The organism is Mesorhizobium sp. M0227, from assembly GCF_040321855.1.
Lineage (GTDB): Bacteria > Pseudomonadota > Alphaproteobacteria > Rhizobiales > Rhizobiaceae > Mesorhizobium.
The window spans coordinates 57,874-74,983 of sequence record NZ_JAMYSJ010000005.1 but is presented as its reverse complement, the minus strand read 5'-3'; the positions used below and the strand labels follow the sequence as shown (position 1 = coordinate 74,983).

The following is a 17,110-nucleotide window of genomic DNA, read 5'->3' as shown; positions in this document are numbered from 1 at the left end:
CGGTTTTGGGATTCTCACCTGATCTGGTAGTGGGATCCAAATCACAGGAGATGGCATGCCGAACGATGTAATCGTGCGCGACAGCAATGGCGCTCAATTGAATGACGGCGATTCCGTCACGCTGATCAAAGACCTCAAAGTCAAAGGCACTTCGGAGACGATCAAGCGCGGCACGTTGGTGAAGGCCATCCGGCTGAACGGCAATCCCGGCGAGATCGAATGCAACACCAAGCAAGTGAAAGGCCTGGTGCTCAAGACCGAGTTCGTGAAGAAGGCGTAAGCCTCAAGGCGGCAAGCGATCTCGATGGTTCCTTCGGGATTTTGGAAAGCCTGCCGTCGCCAAGCGGGCTGCGGAGCCGTTGAGCGTCCGGCACCCGACAGTTGCGCTGTAAAATTGATGATTTCGCCGACCAGGCACAAAAAACCGCCAAGACCTAAGTCTGGAACCTCCTGCCGCTCCGCGCGTTTCACGGCGTCCCGTTCGCGGACCCGCCCGGATATCTCTCCAAGCGCGCGAAAAAACCAGGAGCCCGCTTCATGCACGACAAGCTGTTTCATTCACCGGTCGCACTGTCGGTCGGCCTCGGCTTCAAGCGCGAGATTGCCTCGCTGGCCGAAATGCACGATTTCCTCACCAATTGGACCACCTCCCGCCGCGGCCCGCTCTACCGAAATGCGGTGAAGGCATGTGATCTGGCCGTTCCAGGTTATGTGAGCGTCGAGCAGGCGCGCCGGGCGTTGCTCGAATTCGCGCAAGCCGCGGGCATCCTGTGGCCGGACCTCGAGCCGGTGGCGGGCGTGCACGCCGTTGCGCGTGGTTATGGCGGCTACGCCGCCTGAAGATTGATGTTCCCCGTGGCGGCTGAAGCCACACCACCATAGAAAGCCCGGCTGGCCCCCAGCCGGGCTTTCCCGTTTCCGGCAGCTCGCAAGGAAATCGCAATCCTGTGGTTGGCCGTGTGCCTTGGGCGAAAATCCCTGGGTGGAGTGTTGGGAAGAGCCCGCGCAAAAATCTTTATGACATTCCTATTTCTTTCCACTGCGCCCTGTCTCGAACCTTTATGGCGATCGGGTCCATATTCCTTTCAGAAACACAACCGGTTCCGTCGCCAAAGATGCGACGGGCCACTTCCGATATATTGCGAACTCTCCTGTCAAATTCGCAAAGTGCAAAAGAACAAAAGGAATAAACACAATGGATATAGCTGTTATCGGGATCGGAATTTTGTTCTTCGCCTTTTGTTTCGCCTACATCAAAGCTTGTGACGCGCTCTAGAGCGAGGCTGAAAAAATGATCATCGACTATATTCTCGGTGGCGGCGTTACGCTGTTCCTGCTCGCCTATCTGACATACGCCCTCGTTCGTCCAGAACGCTTCTGAAGGCACGGAAAGCCCACAGCCATGACACTGAACGGTTGGATACAGATCCTGGTCTATTGCGGGATCGTCATATTGCTGGTGAAGCCGCTCGGCGGCTACATGTACCGCGTCTTCAACGGCGACCGCACGCTGCTTTCGCCGGTCCTTCGCCCGCTTGAGCGCGGGCTTTATCGTATCTGCGGAACCAGCGAACGCGAGGAACAGCACTGGACCACCTACGCGGTCGCCCTGCTGCTCTTCAACCTCGCCGGCTTCCTGGTGCTTTATGCCCTGCAGCGTCTGCAGGGCAGCCTGCCTTACAATCCTGCCGGCATGACAGCGGTTGAACCAGGGCTGGCCTTCAACACCGCCGCCAGCTTCATGACCAACACCAACTGGCAGAACTATGGTGGCGAGAGCACGATGTCCTATCTCGTGCAGATGGCCGGGCTGACGGTGCAGAACTTCGTTTCGGCGGCCACCGGCATTGCCATCGCCATCGCGCTGATCCGCGGCTTTGCGCGGGCCTCCGGCAAGTCGATCGGCAATTTCTGGGTCGATATGACCCGCTCCACACTCTATCTGCTTCTGCCGTTCTGCATCGTGCTGACGCTGGTCTATGTCTGGCTCGGCATGCCGCAGACGCTCGGCGCCTACGTCAACGCCACGACGCTGGAAGGCGCGCAGCAGACCATCGCCGTCGGCCCGGTCGCTTCGCAGGTGGCCATCAAGATGCTCGGCACTAATGGCGGCGGTTTCTTCAACGCCAATGCCGCGCACCCGTTCGAGAACCCCGACGCGATCTCCAACCTGATCCAGATGGTGTCGATCTTCGCCATCGGCGCCGCCTTGACCAACGTCTTCGGCCGCATGATCGGCAACCAGCGTCAGGGCTGGGCGATCCTCTCGGCCATGGGCGTCATGTTCATCGCCGGTGTCGCCATCTGCTATTGGGCGGAAGCCGCCGGCAATCCGCTGGTGCATGCGCTGGGCATCGACGGCGGCAACATGGAGGGCAAGGAGACGCGTTTCGGCACCGCCCTGTCGGCGCTGTTTGCCGTCATCACCACGGCCGCTTCCTGCGGCGCGGTGAACGCCATGCACGGCTCGTTCACCGCGCTCGGCGGCATGATCCCGATCATCAACATGCAGCTTGGCGAAGTCATCGTCGGCGGTGTCGGCGCGGGTCTCTACGGCATCCTGATGTACATCGTCGTTGCCGTCTTCGTTGCCGGCCTGATGGTCGGCCGCACGCCCGAATATCTCGGCAAGAAGATCGAGGCCAAGGAGGTCAAGATGGCTATGCTGGCCATACTATGCCTGCCGCTGGCGATGCTGATCTTCACGGCCATCGCCGTCGTGCTGCCGACCGGCGTGGCGTCGATGGGCAATGCCGGCCCGCACGGCTTCTCCGAGGTTCTGTATGCCTACACTTCGGCGGCGGCCAACAACGGTTCGGCCTTTGGCGGCCTCAGCGGCAACACGCCCTGGTACAACATCACGATCGGCATCGGCATGCTGATGGGCCGCTTCCTGGTCATCATCCCGGCGCTGGCCATTGCCGGCTCGCTGGTGGCGAAGAAAACGGTTCCGGCTTCCGCCGGCACCTTCCCGACCGATGGCCCGCTGTTCGTCGGGCTGCTGGTCGGCGTCATCCTGATCGTCGGTGGCCTCACCTTCTTCCCGGCGCTCGCCGTCGGGCCGATCATCGAGCACCTGGCGATGGCTCACGGGCAGACCTTCTGAGACCGTCATGTCCTGGTTCAATGCCATGCGCCGCAAGGTCGGCCACAGGGACGATCCCGGAAAGGAGGAGAGACCTCCTCCTTTCCCGACCCTGTCGACGTTTCTCGGCCTTGCGGCAGTCATGCTCGTCCTCTGGCTGCTGGCCTACGGGCCGCCCTATCTCTTTTCGGCATCCGATCATCCGGTGCCGTCCAACAACACCGAAGCCGGAGCTTCAAAATGAGCAACTCGAAATCAGCCAGCATCATGGATGCCAGCATCCTGCTTCCCGCCATTGGCGGCGCCTTCCGCAAGCTCGACCCGCGCACGCTGGCCAGGAACCCGGTGATGTTCGTCGTTGCCGTCGTCTCGGCGCTCACCACGGTGCTGTTCGTCAAGGACCTGGTCACCGGAGGCGGCAATCTCGGCTTCACGCTGCAGATCATCATCTGGCTTTGGTTTACCGTGCTGTTCGCCAACTTCGCCGAAGCGGTCGCAGAAGGCCGCGGCAAAGCGCAGGCGGATTCGCTGCGCAAGGCACGCACAGAGACCCAGGCCAAGCTTTTGAGCGGTGAAGACCGCACCAAATACAAACTCGTGCCCGGCACCAGCCTCAAGGTCGGCGATGCCGTGCTGGTCGAGGCCGGCGACATCATCCCGTCCGACGGCGAAGTGATCGAAGGCGTTGCTTCGGTCAACGAGGCTGCGATCACGGGCGAATCCGCGCCGGTCATTCGCGAATCCGGTGGCGACCGTTCGGCGGTCACCGGTGGCACCCAGGTGCTGTCCGACTGGGTCCGCGTCCGCATCACCGCCGCCTCCGGCCATACCTTCCTCGACCGCATGATCTCACTGGTCGAAGGTGCCGAGCGCCAGAAGACGCCGAACGAGATCGCGCTCAACATCCTGCTCGTCGGCATGACGCTGATCTTCGTGCTGGCCACCGCGACGATCCCGAGTTTTGCCTCCTACTCGGGCGGCTATATCTCGGTGACCGTTCTGGTGGCGCTGTTCGTCACCTTGATCCCGACCACGATCGGCGCGCTGCTTTCGGCCATCGGCATCGCCGGTATGGACCGTCTGGTGCGATTCAACGTGCTGGCCATGTCGGGTCGCGCCGTGGAAGCCGCAGGCGACGTCGACACGCTGCTGCTCGACAAGACCGGCACGATCACACTAGGCAACCGCCAGGCGACGCAGTTTCGCCCGGTCAAGGGCGTCACCGAACAGGAACTGGCCGACGCGGCCCAGCTTGCCTCGCTCGCTGACGAGACGCCGGAAGGCCGCTCCATCGTCGTGCTGGCCAAGGAGAAATACGCCATCCGCGCCCGCGACATGGCAACGCTGCACGCCACTTTCGTGCCCTTCACAGCGCAGACCCGTATGAGCGGCGTCGACATCGATGGTTCATCGGTGCGCAAGGGCGCCGTCGATTCCGTGCTTGCCCATGTCAACCAGTCGGCAGCCGCCGCCCATGGCACGCGCCCAAGCAGCGAATCCATCCGCGATCTCCAGTCCATCGCCGACGAGATCGCCAAGTCCGGCGGCACGCCGCTGGCGGTCGAACGCGACGGGCGCCTGCTCGGCGTCGTCCACCTCAAGGACATCGTCAAGGGCGGCATCAGCGAGCGTTTCACCGAACTGCGCCGCATGGGCATCCGCACGGTGATGATCACCGGTGACAATCCGATGACGGCGGCGGCGATCGCCGCGGAAGCCGGCGTCGACGACTTCCTCGCGCAGGCCACACCGGAGGACAAGCTGAAGCTGATCCGCGACGAACAGGCCAAGGGCAAGCTGGTGGCCATGTGCGGCGACGGCACCAACGATGCGCCAGCCCTCGCACAAGCCGATGTCGGTGTCGCCATGAACACCGGCACGGTCGCAGCGCGCGAAGCCGGCAACATGATCGATCTCGATAGCGATCCGACCAAGCTCATCGAGATCGTCGAGATCGGCAAGGCGCTCTTGATGACGCGGGGCTCGCTGACGACCTTCTCGATCGCCAACGACGTGGCCAAGTATTTCGCCATCATTCCGGCGATGTTCGCCGTCTTCTACGTCGCACCGGGACAAACGACCGGCCCGCTGCAGGCACTCAACGTCATGCATCTGGCGACGCCGCAAAGCGCCATCCTGTCGGCCATCATCTTCAACGCACTGATCATCATCGCGCTGATCCCGCTGTCGCTGAAGGGCGTCAAATACCGCGCCATCGGCGCCGGCGCGCTGCTCAGCCGCAATCTTCTCGTCTACGGCCTCGGCGGCCTCATCGTGCCGTTCGTCGGCATCAAGGCGATCGACATGATCGTCACCGCGCTTGGCCTCGCTTAACTCTTTGTTTTAACGCAATTCCGGACGGAAAACCGCTTCACACTTTTCCTGGAATTGCTTTGAGGAACATCTCCATGCTCACCCAGATAAGACCCGCGATCATCATGATCGTCTTCTTCACGGTCCTGACCGGCCTGATCTATCCGATCGGCATGACCGGCATCGCCCAGGCGATCTTCCCGCGCCAGGCCAATGGCAGTCTGATCGAGAAGGATGGCAAGGTTATCGGCTCCGAACTGATCGGCCAGGGCTTTGCCAGCGACAAGTATTTCCATGGCCGCCCCTCGGCCGCCGGCGACGGCTACAACGCCGCCGCCTCGAGCGGCAGCAATCTCGGCCCGACCAATCCCAAGCTGATCGACCGCATCAAGGGCGATGCGGAAAGACTGAAGGCGGAGAATCCGAACCAGCCCGTCCCGATGGACCTGGTGACGACGTCCGGCAGTGGCCTCGATCCCGATATCAGTCCCGAAGCAGCCTACTTCCAGGTCGCCAGGGTGGCCAAGGCCAGGGGGATCGATGAAGCCAAGGTCAAGGCGCTTGTCGACAGTCAGGTCGAGGGCAGGGAACTCGGCTTCATGGGCGAACCGGTGGTCAATGTGCTCGGTCTCAACCTTGCGCTGGACGCCGCGAAACAGTGAATGGTGCGGGCTGGGGATCGACAGTATCTCCGGCGCCATCCATGATCGGTCCCGATGCCGGACGACAGAAACAACGACGCCAGACCTTCTCCCGACGCACTGCTTGACCATGCCGAGCGGGAAGGTCGCGGCCGGCTGCGGATATTCCTGGGTGCCGCTCCCGGCGTAGGCAAGACCTATGAGATGCTGATGTCGGGCCGCGCCAGGCTGACCGACGGCGTGGATGTGGTGATCGGTGTCGTCGAGACGCATGGGCGCAAGGAGACACTGGCCCTGGTCGAGGGTTATGAGGTCATTGCCCGCCGCAAGGTCGACTACAAGGGGCGCATCCTCGACGAGATGGACATCGACGCCATCCTCGCCCGGCGCCCGGCGCTGGTTCTTGTCGACGAACTCGCCCACACCAATGCGCCCGGCAGCCGCCATCCCAAGCGCTATCTCGACGTCCAGGAAATCCTGACGCACGGCATCGACGTCTACACGACGCTCAACATCCAGCATGTCGAAAGCCTGAACGACGTTGTCGCCCAGATCACCAAGGTCAGGGTTCGCGAGACGGTTCCCGATTCCATCATCGACCAGGCCGACGATGTCGAGATCATCGATCTCACTCCCGACGACCTGATCAAGCGGCTCGAGGAAGGCAAGGTCTATTTCCCCAACACCGCGCAGCGCGCGATCGAGAACTATTTCTCGCCGGGCAATCTGACGGCGCTCAGGGAGCTGGCGCTGCGCCGCACCGCGCAGCGCGTCGACGACCAGTTGCTGATCCATATGCAGGCCCACGCCATTCCTGGACCGTGGGCTGCGGGGGAAAGGGTACTCGTCTGCGTCGACGCGCGTCCGGGCGGGGCGGCGCGTATTCGCTACGCGCGCAGGTTGGCCGACCGGCTCCGTGCCCCGTGGACGGCGCTGCATGTCGACAGCCCTCGCTCGGCCAGCATGCCCGAAGCGGACAAGGATCGGCTCGCTACGAACCTGCGGCTTGCCGAACAGCTCGGCGCCGAGGTGACCACCATTCCCGGTCAGAACATCGCGCAGGACATTGTTCGCCATGCGACGGCGAACAATTTCACCCATATCGTGGTCGGCAGGCCGACCCGGTCGCGCTGGCGGGAATTGATCGAAGGCTCGCTCACCTACGATCTCATCCGCAACGCCGGTGACATCAGCGTCCATGTCATTTCAGGAACCGAACGCAACGCCGAGGTGACGTCGAGGAGTGTCAAGGCGGCGGACGAGCAGTGGCAGTTCGAGATCTGGCCCTATCTCAAGGCCACGGCCTTTGTCATCGGTTCGCTCGCCTTCGCCGTCGTTCTCGACCAGTTTCTCGACGTTCGCAACCTGGCGATCATTCTTCTCATCGGCGTACTGGCATCGGCGGTAACCGGCGGTCTGTGGCCGGCTCTGTACGCTTGTTTCGCCAGCGCCCTTGCTTTCAATTATTTCTTCCTGGAGCCTCGTTATACGCTGACGATCCGGGATCCGGAGAGCATCGTCGCGCTTGGCGTCTTTCTCGTCGTTGCGGTCATCGCCAGCAATCTGACGGCGCGCGTGCAGCGCCAGGCGGTCGCCGCCCGCTCGCGGGCGCGGGCCACGGAAGACATCTACCTCTTTTCAAAGAAGCTCGCCGGCGCCGGCACGCTCGACGACGTCCTTTGGGCCACGGCCTTCCAGATCGCCTCGATGCTGAAGCTGCGGGTGGTGCTGCTTTTGCCGGAAGACGGGACCATCACCGTCAAGGCCGGCTATCCGCCCGACGACACGCTGGCCGAAGCCGACATCGCCGCCGCCCGCTGGGCCTGGGAGCACAATCGTGCCGCGGGTCGCGGCGCCGACACGCTTCCAGGCGCCAAGCGCCTCTATTTGCCCTTGCGGACGGGGCGCACGGCCATCGGGGTCGTCGGCCTGGACAACGACAAGCAGGGTCCGCTGCTGACGCCCGAGCAGCAGCGGCTGCTTGACGCACTGGCCGACCAGGCGGCGGTCGCCATCGAACGTATTCAATTGGTTGCCGACGTCGACCGTGCCAAGCTCGCGGCCGAGGCGGACAGGCTGCGCTCGGCGCTGCTCACCTCCATTTCCCATGATCTGAAAACGCCGCTCGCTGCCATCATGGGCGCGGCTGGCACGCTGCGGGATTTTTCAGTCGCGCTTCCCGAACCGGACCGGGCCGAACTGCTGTCGACGGTGCTGGACGAATCCGAGCGGTTGAACCGCTTCATCGCCAATCTGCTCGACATGACCAAGATCGAGTCCGGCGCGATGGAGCCGAACTACGCCTTTCACTATGTCGGCGACATCGTCGGCTCCGCCTTGCAAAGGGCCAGGAAAATCATTGGCGAGCACAAGATCGAGACCGACATCCCCAAGGATTTGCCGATGTTGAAGGTCGACCCGGTGCTGTTCGAGCAAGCGTTGTTCAATCTTCTCGACAATGCGGCGAAATATGCCCCGGCAGGCTCGACGATTCGCATGCAGGGTTGGACCGACAATGGCTCCGTCCTGCTGCAAATCATGGATGAAGGGCCAGGCATTCCTCCCGGCGATCTGGAACGGATTTTCGACACGTTCTATCGAGTGCGCAAGGGCGACCAGATCCGCGCCGGTACGGGGCTTGGCCTGTCGATCTGCCGCGGCTTCGTCGAAGCGATGGGTGGCACGATCATGGCGGCAAACCGGACCGACGGTTCGGGCGCGGTGTTCACCATCAAAATGCCCAGGCCGGCAAATCCGCCCAATTTCGACGCTTCGAATACCGACGACCACGATGTGGGTGACCTGGCATGACAAACTCGAACGTCAGGATATTGGTCGTCGATGACGAGCCGCCGATCCGCAAGCTGCTGCGCGTCGGGCTCGGCAGCCAAGGTTATGCGGTCAGCGAGGCGCCGAACGCGAAGGTGGCGATCGAGCTGATGGAGGCGGAGAAGCCGGACCTCGTCCTGCTCGACCTTGGGCTGCCCGGCATGAGCGGCCATGAGCTGCTGCGCAAATGGCGCGACGATGGTCTCGACATTCCAGTGGTCATCCTGTCCAGCCGGACCGACGAGGCCGGTATCGTCCAGGCCCTGGAACTCGGCGCCGACGACTATGTCACCAAACCCTTCGGCATGAACGAGCTGGTCGCCCGCATTCGGGTGGCGCTTCGCCACAAGTTCCAGCAGCAGGGCGAGAAGCCGATTTTCCAGACCGGCGATCTCAGCGTCGACCTGGTCAGGCGCATCGTCAAGGTCGAGGGCAAGGAGGTAAAGCTCTCGCCGAAGGAATACGACATCCTGCGCATGCTGGTGCAGCACGCCGGCAAGGTGCTGACCCATCATTTCCTGTTGAAGCAGGTCTGGGGCGACTCGACCGACGTGCAGTATCTCAGGGTCTATGTGCGGCAGCTCAGGCAGAAGATCGAGAAGAGCCCCGACCAGCCGCGCTACATCACCACCGAGACCGGCGTCGGCTACCGCCTGCGCGAGGTCGAGTGAGCAGGCCAGGTTTTAGCCGATAGCTTCCCGTGGCTGGCCAAGCGGTCTGGAAACCCGCAAGGCCGCGAGGCAGCCGACAATGCCGAGCGGCACGAAGGCAAGAAACAACCACGACGCGACATTCGCCGCCGCGTCGTGGTTCAGACCTTGCGAAAAGCCGCTGGCGTTGGCGACGATGCCGGCGAGTGCGGCGCCCACGGCATAGCCGATGCGCTGCATGGTCGGCACCGCCGCCGAGGCGATGGTCTGCTCGCCCTCCGGCGCGGAGGCCACGATGACGCGCGTGAGGAAGGGCCAGGCCACGCCGAAGCCGCCGCCTTGCAGCAGGGCGCAGATCAGGATCAGCGGAATGGAGCCCAGCGGTATCGCATACGCAAAGCCTGCGATGCCGGCCGCGATCATCACCGCGCCGCCGACGATGATCAGCCGCTCGCGCTGCGGCGGCGCGTTGGCGACCAGGATCGACAGGATCGACCAGGCGATCGATTCGGCGGCGATGATGTAGCCGGTGGTCAGCAGCGGAATGTCGTGAAGACTGGTCAGCAACAGCGGCCCGTAGACGCCGAAGGAACAGGTCGCCACCGAAAAGGCGGCAACCATGGTCATGCCGGCGCCGACCGGCGTGCGCCACGAGAACAGCCGCGCCGGAAACAGCCGCGAACGCGGCTTCAGCGCGTCGATGGTGAAGAACAGCACCAGGCCTATCAGGCCGAAGGCCATCAGCAGCGAAGAGCGCAGCAAGGCGATGTCGACGCCGGCCAAGGCAATCAGGACCACGGCGACGGTAAGGCAGCCAAGAGCCGCGAACGGGAAGGGTGGCGCCTTGCCCGTGCTCGTCCTGGGCTTCGTCGCCTGCGGCGTGTCGAGCACGAGGAAGCTTGCCAGCGCCATGGCGGCGCCGCCGAGTGTGAAGATGCCGAAGGCCCAGCGCCATGACAACAGCTCGGTCATGATCGCGCCGAGCAATGGTCCGCTGAAGGCGGCGACGCCCCAGATCGCCGACATGATGCCGAAAAGCTGCGGCCAGATGGCGCGCGAGAACAGTCGTTCGACCGAGACGAAGGCCAGCGACACCAGCGCACCGCCGCCAAGTCCTTCGATCAGGCGGCCGGCGAGGAACAGTGGCATGGAAGGCGAGGTGGCGCATATCAGCGCGCCTGCTGCGTAGAGCAGCGCGGCGACCACCATGTTGGTGCGCAAGGGGACATAACTCACCAGTCGTCCGGCGGCTGCGCCGGCAACGATGGCGCCGAGTTCGTAGATCGCCAGCGACCAGCCGACGAGCTGTACGCCCGCCAGTTCGCCGACCATGGCCGGCATCACCGTTGCCACCATCGTCTCGTTGGTGGCGTGCAGCAGGATGCCGAGGCTGATGAAGCAGAAGCGCGCCAGGTCGCCGCTTGCCCACAATAAGCGCCAGTCGACCCTGTTCGTGCTGATCTCGGTCATTTCCACCCCTGTCTTGCATATCTCGACGCCAGCGCAGCACGCCAGAAGCCAGTACGGGTTTCCGGCAGGACCATGCGAATCGACAGCGCCGGATCGAGGCGTTGTGGCGTTCGGGGCAGGCTTGTAAAACCTCAACCGGGGTTGAGCTCAAGCGGTTTTTTTGAAGATCGTTCGCGCGGCAGCCTTTCCGGTTGCGGGTTCGTTGCGCGATCAGTTCTCGGTGCTGCGCAGCTGGAATTGGCTGACGCCGATCGCGAGGTTCATGCCGGTCTGCGTCTGCAAGCTGAGCGGCTGCAAGGTGAAGGCCTGAGAGGAGCCGCCGACCAGCAGATTGGCGCCGGCGCCGACGGCGGCCGTCACCTCCGCGCTGGCGCCGATGTAGTCGCCGGCCAGCGCACCCGGCGCATAGATGTTCTTCAGCGGCGTCAGCACGATCCACTGCATGACCGTCTGCTTCGTCGTGCCGATGTCGAGGCCGTATTTGTTGACGGCGCCGAAATAGGCTTCCGGCGCGAAGCTTTTGTCGGCGGGGTTAAAGGTGCAGCTCAGATCCTTGCTCGAGCCGAAGATGAAGCCGGTGCCGCCGCCTATGGCGCAGTCAAGCGTACCGACTTCCATGCCTCGGTCCTGCGCCTGCACCGCTCCGGATAGCGTGGTGAACATGGCGGCAGCTATGGCTGTCTTCAGCATGATGGTTCCCCTCCAAAATCAAACGGCGCGAAACCATCCTATCTGGTTCCGCGCCGCGGGGTGAGGGGGCATGGAGCGCACGGCTCCATGTAATCACTTGAATGAGTGGATCAACTGGAGCGAGGTCACGGCCACGGCAAGGTTGACGCCGGTCTGCGCCTGGACGCTGAGCGGCTCCAGCATGAAGGCGCTGTCCAGGCCGCCAACCAGCAGATTGGCGCCGCCGCCGGTCACCACGCTCGCTTCGGCGTTGACACCGTAGTAGCTGCCGGCGAGATCGCCTCCGTCACTGTCCCGGGTCGCAGCCAGCACGGCCCAGACGAGCTGGCCCTGATGCGTCTGGCCGACATCGAGGCCGATCTTGGAAATGACGCCTGTGTAAACCTCGGACGGCCCGTGATGATGAGGCCGGAAGACACAGGACACGCCCTTGTTGGAAGCGACGATATAAGCGGTGCCGCCGTCGATGGTGCAATCGAGCGTGCCGAGTTGCAGCTTGCCGGCGCTGGCCGGAGCCACCGCGAACATCGTCGTGGCGAGGGCAGCGGCGCAGGCGAGTTTCTTGATCATGGGAGGGTCCTTTCGCAAAATACTTTCAACAACGGCTTGGGTGGGTAGACCGTTCCGCCGAAAACTTGGCGCGATCAAGGCAGGGGCCGAAAGCCTCCTGCCGGGGTTAATGCGCGGTTGCGAAGTGCGTCCTTTCGGACACGCAAAGAATCCCGCGGCACTTGGATGTCATGCGGATTTGTATGGTAAGCCGAAACCGAGATCAGCTGACGCGGGCGAGGCCATCCTTGGCCGGCTGGTAGGTAGGGTCGAGGCGAACGGCTTCCTTATAGGATTTCGCGGCCTTCGCCTTGTCGCCGCGCCGCTCATAGATCAGCGCCTGGTTGGACCAGGCCTCGGCATTCCTGCCGTCGAGCTTGATCGCCATGTTGAAATCGGAGAAGGCATTGTCTTCGTCGTTGGTCGCCAGATAGGAGAGGCCGCGGCCATTGTAGGGTTCGGCGGCGTCCGGCGCCAGCGAGATGGCGGTCGAGAAGTCCTCGATGGCGAATTTGTGCTGGCCCTGGCTCTGATAGATCAGGCCTCGATTGTGGTAGGCGCGCGCGTCGGTCGTATCGAGCTGGATCGCCTTCTGAAAGTCGTTGAAGGCGTCCTGGGTGCGACCCGCCTTGCGGTAGAGATTGCCGCGGCCGATATAGGCGGCGTCATAGTTCGAGTTGATCTGAATCGAACGGTTGTAGTCCGCCAGCGCGGCTTCCTGGTTGCCGAGGAAGCGCTGGATGAGCGCGCGATTCGAATAGGCCTGGAAGAAATTCGGATTGAGCTGGATGGCTTGATTGAAATCCTTGAGCGCCGCCTGGTACTGACCGCCACGGCCATAGGCCGAGCCGCGCACATTGTAGCCTTCGGGATCCTGGGGATTGCGCTGGATGACCGCCGACAGCGAGGAAATGTTCTCGCTCGACCCTTGCGCCTTGTCGATGTTGTTGAATTCACCGGTCGGGCCCGCCGTTTGGCAGCCGGCAAGCGCCAGTCCGGAGAGCAGGGCTGCTGTCAGGGCGAAACCACGCAATGCGGTCCCGCGCTCCACGCTCGTTGCGTTCATGTCTGCCCTGTCCTCACTTCAAGCCGCGTCGTTCAGGTCCGGCTCCCCCTCCGGACCGGTCACATCAAAACAAAAAGGTGGCGGCGATTCCACATCGCGCCACCTCTGATATCCTTCGAAAAGGACGAAAAATTGGCGTTAGAACCGCGGCGGACGCGGAGCGCCACCTGCACCGCCGGCGGCGCCAGCAGCGACCGGGCGCGGCGTCATCGGCAGCAGGCCTTCGCGCTGGGCGCGCTTGCGGGCCAGCTTGCGGGCGCGGCGAACGGCTTCAGCCTTTTCGCGGGCGCGCTTCTCGGACGGCTTCTCGTAGTGACCGCGCATCTTCATTTCACGGAAAATGCCTTCGCGCTGCATCTTCTTCTTGAGAGCGCGAAGCGCCTGATCAACGTTATTGTCGCGGACGAGTACCTGCACGGGCAATCCTGTCTTTCGGGTTTGATATCAACAGGCAAGCGGCCATAGCCACTAGCCTCCGCGGCGGTTTACACCACGAATTGTGGCGGCTGATAGCAGAATCATGCCGCGCTGTCCACAGCGGAAATGAATTTGCGGGGCCAGCCGCCGTCTGTTTGCCTTGATATAAGGAGCCGACTAGGCCGTCGCGAGGTGCAGCAACTCGAAATTTTCGAAGAACTCGCCGTAGTCGCAGGTGATCTCCTCGCCGACGCCGATGTCGCGGGTCGCGGTGGCCCCGCCATATTGCGAAAAATCCGTATTCGGATTGCTGGAATGGTTCATGAAGCGGCCATTGTCGACTTCATAGACCAGGAAACCTGGCCGGTCCGGGCTCGGATAGGCATAGCGGTCGAGCAGCTCCCTGAGATGCGGGGGTGCCGTCTCGTATTTGTCCATGGGGATCAGCCGGTCGAAATCCGGATCGAGCCGCCAGATCGAAGCGCCTTTCCTGATCGGCTCCGCGGCGAACACGCCGACACCTTCGATCGCACTCGCAGTCACATAGGTTCTGATCAGCATCATGGTTCCAGACCCCGCTTTTGGACATAAACGGAATCGCCAAATCGCGGCGAAAAATCAAGAGCGGCCGTTTGCCTGGCGGCTATGAACATGCGTCCCGCCGCTGGAATCTTCACGTCCGGTTGATCGACACGCCGCCATCGGCAAACAGAGCCGCTCCGGTGGTGAAGCTCGAGGCGTCGGAGGCGAGATAGAGTGCCGAGCGGGCGATCTCCTCCGGCATCGCGATACGCTTCAAAGCATGCAGGCCTTCGACGAAAACCCGTGATTCCGGGGTCTTGAAGGTTGCCGCCGGTGTGTCGGTGCCGCCGGGCAGCAGCGCGTTGACCCGCACGCCTTTCGGGCCGTATTCGGCGGCCAGCACCTGTGTCAGTCCGATCAGGCCGGCCTTGCTCGCGGCATAACTAGTCATGCCGGGCATGCCGACTGTGTGACCAACGAAGGTGGAGGTGAAGATCAGCGAACCGCCGCCGCGCTCGATCATTGCCGGCACCTGGTATTTGGCGCCGAGAAACGCGCTGGTGAGGTTGGTGTCGAGCGTCTCGCGCCATCCCTCCAGCGGCAGGTCCGAAATCGGCCCCATCCGGCCAACGGCGCCGGCATTGTTGAAGGCGATGTCGAGCCCGCCGAACTTTTCGACCGCCAGATCGACAAGGGCCTTTGCATAGGCTTCGTCCCTGACATCGCCGGCAAGCGCGATGGCCGCGCCATCATTGTCTTCTATCTCGGCGACGAGCGTATCGAGCTCGGCCTGACGGCGGGCGGCGACGATGACCTTGGCGCCTTCCTCGGCAAAGAGTTTTGCCGAGGCCCGGCCGATGCCGGAACTGGCGCCGGTGACGATGGCGATCTTGTTTGCGAGTGCGAACATTTTTGCATCCTTTTCTTCGCGCCGGCCTGACCGGCAGTTGGGGTGCTTGGTCGCAGATCGAGGCAAGGCGAGCCACCCGATACGTGCCAAGATGCTGGAAAGCGCCGACGCACCAGATGCGTCTTTTTCACCACGGCGCAAAACGGCAAGCGCCGTCGCAAACAGCGCAAGGGTGGAAGCGCTGTTTCGCTAGTGATACACCTCGCGCGCCGGGACCGAACGAACGCCGGCCGCCATTCGCGAAGCCTTTTTGGGGCGAGGTTGGGACGTTGAAGAAATATTCGGTATTCGCCATCGCCCGGGAAGCCATGCGCGGCCACAAGGGCTGGGAGGAACAGTGGTCCTCGCCTGAGCCCAGGAAAGAATACGACGTCATCATCGTCGGCGCCGGCGGCCATGGCCTGGCCACCGCCTATTACCTCGCCACGGTGCACGGCATCACCAATGTCGCGGTGCTGGAAAAGGGCTGGCTCGGCGGCGGCAACACCGGCCGCAACACCACCATCATCCGCTCCAACTATCTCTATGACGAGAGCGCCGGCATCTACGACCACGCGCTGAAGCTGTGGGACGGGCTCAGCCAGGAGCTCAATTACAACGTCATGTATTCGGCGCGGGGCGTCATGATGCTCGCGCACAATGTGCACGACGTGCAGGTGCTGAAGCGTCACGTGCACGCCAACCGGCTGAACGGCATCGACAATGAGTGGCTGACGCCGGAGCAGGCGAAGGAATTCTGCCCACCGCTCAACACCTCCAAGGAGGCGCGCTATCCGGTGGTCGGTGCGGCGCTGCAGAGGCGCGGCGGCACGGCCCGTCATGATGCCGTTGCCTGGGGCTATGCGCGCGGCGCCTCGGCGCGCGGCGTCCACATCATCCAGAATTGCGAGGTCACCGGGGTCAGGCGGGCGGCCAATGGCGCGGTGATGGGCGTCGACACGACGCGCGGCTTCATCGGCGCCAAGAAGGTGGGCGTCGTTGCCGCCGGCCATTCCTCCGTCATCATGAACATGGCCGGCGTGCGCATGCCGCTGGAAAGCTATCCGCTGCAAGCGCTGGTGTCGGAACCGGTCAAGCCGGTGGTTCCCTGCGTGGTGATGTCGAACACGGTGCACGCCTATATTTCGCAGTCCGACAAGGGCGAGCTGGTGATCGGCGCCGGCACCGACCAGTATGTCTCCTACTCGCAGACCGGCGGGCTGCACATATTGCAGCATACGCTGGACGCCATCTGCGAGATGTTCCCGATCTTCACGCGCATGAAGATGCTGCGCTCGTGGGGCGGCATCGTCGACGTCACGCCCGACCGCTCGCCGATCCTGGCCAAGACGCCGGTGCCCGGCCTCTATGTCAATTGCGGCTGGGGCACGGGCGGCTTCAAGGCGACGCCGGGTTCGGGCCATGTCTTTGCCCATACGATCGCCAAAGACGATCCGCATCCGATCAACGCGCCTTTCACCATCGAGCGCTTCCGCACCGGCCGGCTCATCGACGAGGCGGCGGCGGCGGCGGTGGCGCACTGATGATGGCGCAGATGGCTGTCGCGATGCCGCTGATGCTGGCGGGGGAACAAGTGCTGGCGGGGGAACGGGGCATGTTCCATTTTCCGTCGGCGGACGAAGTGCGCACGCAGCCGATCAGCCGCACCGGCAACGAAACCGTCTGGCCGTTTTCGGTCGATGACGGCACGCTGGCCTGCGTCTGGAGCGGCGGCCAGAGGGTGGTTGTCTTCTTCGAAAACAGGCCTTCCGATTTAGACGAGGCCGAGACATTCCAGCCGCGTCAAGTCATCGTCACCACCGATCCGATGCAGCTCACCCTCGGCAACATGGCGTCCCGCGATCTGTTTCGTCCCGCTGCAAGCGTGGAAGAGCGCATCCGGCTCGTCGCACCGTTCGCGACCTTGGGACAGAAGCTTTGCGATCAACCGGCGGGCGCCCACGTCGGCCACGGCGAATTGTAGGAACC

At 63.1% G+C, this 17,110-nt stretch carries 18 protein-coding genes; 11 read left to right on the top strand and 7 right to left on the bottom strand.

From position 1 onward, the window contains the following. The first annotated feature begins 55 nt into the window (after window positions 1–55). The 9 genes from NKJ00_RS09220 (at window position 56) to NKJ00_RS09180 (ending at window position 9,539) form a co-directional block, all read left to right on the top strand. On the top strand, window positions 56–280 hold the full coding sequence (locus NKJ00_RS09220) for an alkylphosphonate utilization protein (RefSeq protein ID WP_013529641.1): 225 nt from the start codon (window positions 56–58) through the stop codon (window positions 278–280). A 257-nt stretch (window positions 281–537) separates the two neighbouring features. Next, window positions 538–840 (top strand): DUF982 domain-containing protein, encoded by a 303-nt coding sequence (locus NKJ00_RS09215; protein ID WP_023810142.1) that lies wholly within the window; start codon window positions 538–540, stop codon window positions 838–840. Window positions 841–1,291: 451 nt separating this feature from the next. Continuing rightward, the gene (locus tag NKJ00_RS09210; protein WP_023810140.1) at window positions 1,292–1,381 is read left to right on the top strand and encodes a K(+)-transporting ATPase subunit F; all 90 of its coding nucleotides are present in this window, start codon (window positions 1,292–1,294) and stop codon (window positions 1,379–1,381) included. 21 nt (window positions 1,382–1,402) lie between these two features. Further along, window positions 1,403–3,106, top strand: coding sequence for a potassium-transporting ATPase subunit KdpA (kdpA, locus tag NKJ00_RS09205; protein ID WP_352629535.1), 1,704 nt, complete (start codon window positions 1,403–1,405; stop codon window positions 3,104–3,106). Window positions 3,107–3,113: 7 nt separating this feature from the next. Further along, window positions 3,114–3,329, top strand: coding sequence for a hypothetical protein (locus tag NKJ00_RS09200; protein WP_352629533.1), 216 nt, complete (start codon window positions 3,114–3,116; stop codon window positions 3,327–3,329). Then, window positions 3,326–5,419: a potassium-transporting ATPase subunit KdpB gene (gene kdpB, locus NKJ00_RS09195; RefSeq protein WP_352629531.1), complete on the top strand. Its 2,094-nt coding sequence runs from the start codon at window positions 3,326–3,328 to the stop codon at window positions 5,417–5,419. The genes NKJ00_RS09200 and kdpB overlap by 4 nt, the downstream gene beginning before the upstream one ends. Before the next feature lie 74 nt (window positions 5,420–5,493). Then, complete coding sequence (gene kdpC, locus NKJ00_RS09190; RefSeq protein ID WP_352629529.1) at window positions 5,494–6,060, top strand: potassium-transporting ATPase subunit KdpC; 567 nt, start codon at window positions 5,494–5,496, stop codon at window positions 6,058–6,060. Between the two features lie 54 nt (window positions 6,061–6,114). Then, a complete protein-coding gene (locus NKJ00_RS09185; RefSeq protein WP_352629527.1) occupies window positions 6,115–8,850 on the top strand; it encodes a DUF4118 domain-containing protein in 2,736 nt (911 codons plus the stop codon). Next, window positions 8,847–9,539 (top strand): response regulator transcription factor, encoded by a 693-nt coding sequence (locus tag NKJ00_RS09180; RefSeq protein WP_352629525.1) that lies wholly within the window; start codon window positions 8,847–8,849, stop codon window positions 9,537–9,539. The genes NKJ00_RS09185 and NKJ00_RS09180 overlap by 4 nt, the downstream gene beginning before the upstream one ends. A 12-nt stretch (window positions 9,540–9,551) precedes the next feature. On the opposite strand, the gene NKJ00_RS09175 is transcribed toward NKJ00_RS09180, so the two are convergent. The 7 genes from NKJ00_RS09175 to NKJ00_RS09145 all read right to left on the bottom strand — a co-directional run bounded on the left by NKJ00_RS09175 (window position 9,552) and on the right by NKJ00_RS09145 (window position 15,142). Next, window positions 9,552–10,988, bottom strand: a complete 1,437-nt coding sequence (locus NKJ00_RS09175; RefSeq protein ID WP_352629523.1) for an MFS transporter — start codon at window positions 10,986–10,988, stop codon at window positions 9,552–9,554. A gap of 210 nt (window positions 10,989–11,198) precedes the next feature. Further along, window positions 11,199–11,678: a DUF992 domain-containing protein gene (locus NKJ00_RS09170; protein ID WP_023810132.1), complete on the bottom strand. Its 480-nt coding sequence runs from the start codon at window positions 11,676–11,678 to the stop codon at window positions 11,199–11,201. Window positions 11,679–11,771: 93 nt separating this feature from the next. Further along, window positions 11,772–12,248, bottom strand: coding sequence for a DUF992 domain-containing protein (locus tag NKJ00_RS09165; RefSeq protein WP_027037654.1), 477 nt, complete (start codon window positions 12,246–12,248; stop codon window positions 11,772–11,774). Window positions 12,249–12,450: 202 nt separating this feature from the next. Further along, window positions 12,451–13,293, bottom strand: a complete 843-nt coding sequence (locus tag NKJ00_RS09160) for a tetratricopeptide repeat protein (RefSeq protein WP_023810130.1) — start codon at window positions 13,291–13,293, stop codon at window positions 12,451–12,453. Window positions 13,294–13,431: 138 nt separating this feature from the next. Continuing rightward, on the bottom strand, window positions 13,432–13,710 hold the full coding sequence (rpsU, locus tag NKJ00_RS09155) for a 30S ribosomal protein S21 (protein ID WP_023810129.1): 279 nt from the start codon (window positions 13,708–13,710) through the stop codon (window positions 13,432–13,434). 177 nt (window positions 13,711–13,887) lie between these two features. Further along, the gene (locus tag NKJ00_RS09150; RefSeq protein WP_023810128.1) at window positions 13,888–14,274 is read right to left on the bottom strand and encodes an SET domain-containing protein; all 387 of its coding nucleotides are present in this window, start codon (window positions 14,272–14,274) and stop codon (window positions 13,888–13,890) included. A gap of 109 nt (window positions 14,275–14,383) precedes the next feature. Next, window positions 14,384–15,142: an SDR family oxidoreductase gene (locus NKJ00_RS09145; protein ID WP_352440902.1), complete on the bottom strand. Its 759-nt coding sequence runs from the start codon at window positions 15,140–15,142 to the stop codon at window positions 14,384–14,386. A 269-nt stretch (window positions 15,143–15,411) separates the two neighbouring features. Between NKJ00_RS09145 and NKJ00_RS09140 the strand changes: the two genes are divergently transcribed. Both NKJ00_RS09140 and NKJ00_RS09135 read left to right on the top strand, forming a co-directional pair. Further along, complete coding sequence (locus NKJ00_RS09140) at window positions 15,412–16,665, top strand: sarcosine oxidase subunit beta (RefSeq protein WP_352629519.1); 1,254 nt, start codon at window positions 15,412–15,414, stop codon at window positions 16,663–16,665. Continuing rightward, window positions 16,665–17,105: a hypothetical protein gene (locus NKJ00_RS09135; protein ID WP_352629516.1), complete on the top strand. Its 441-nt coding sequence runs from the start codon at window positions 16,665–16,667 to the stop codon at window positions 17,103–17,105. Before NKJ00_RS09140 ends, NKJ00_RS09135 begins: the two co-directional genes overlap by 1 nt. Window positions 17,106–17,110 lie beyond the last annotated feature (5 nt).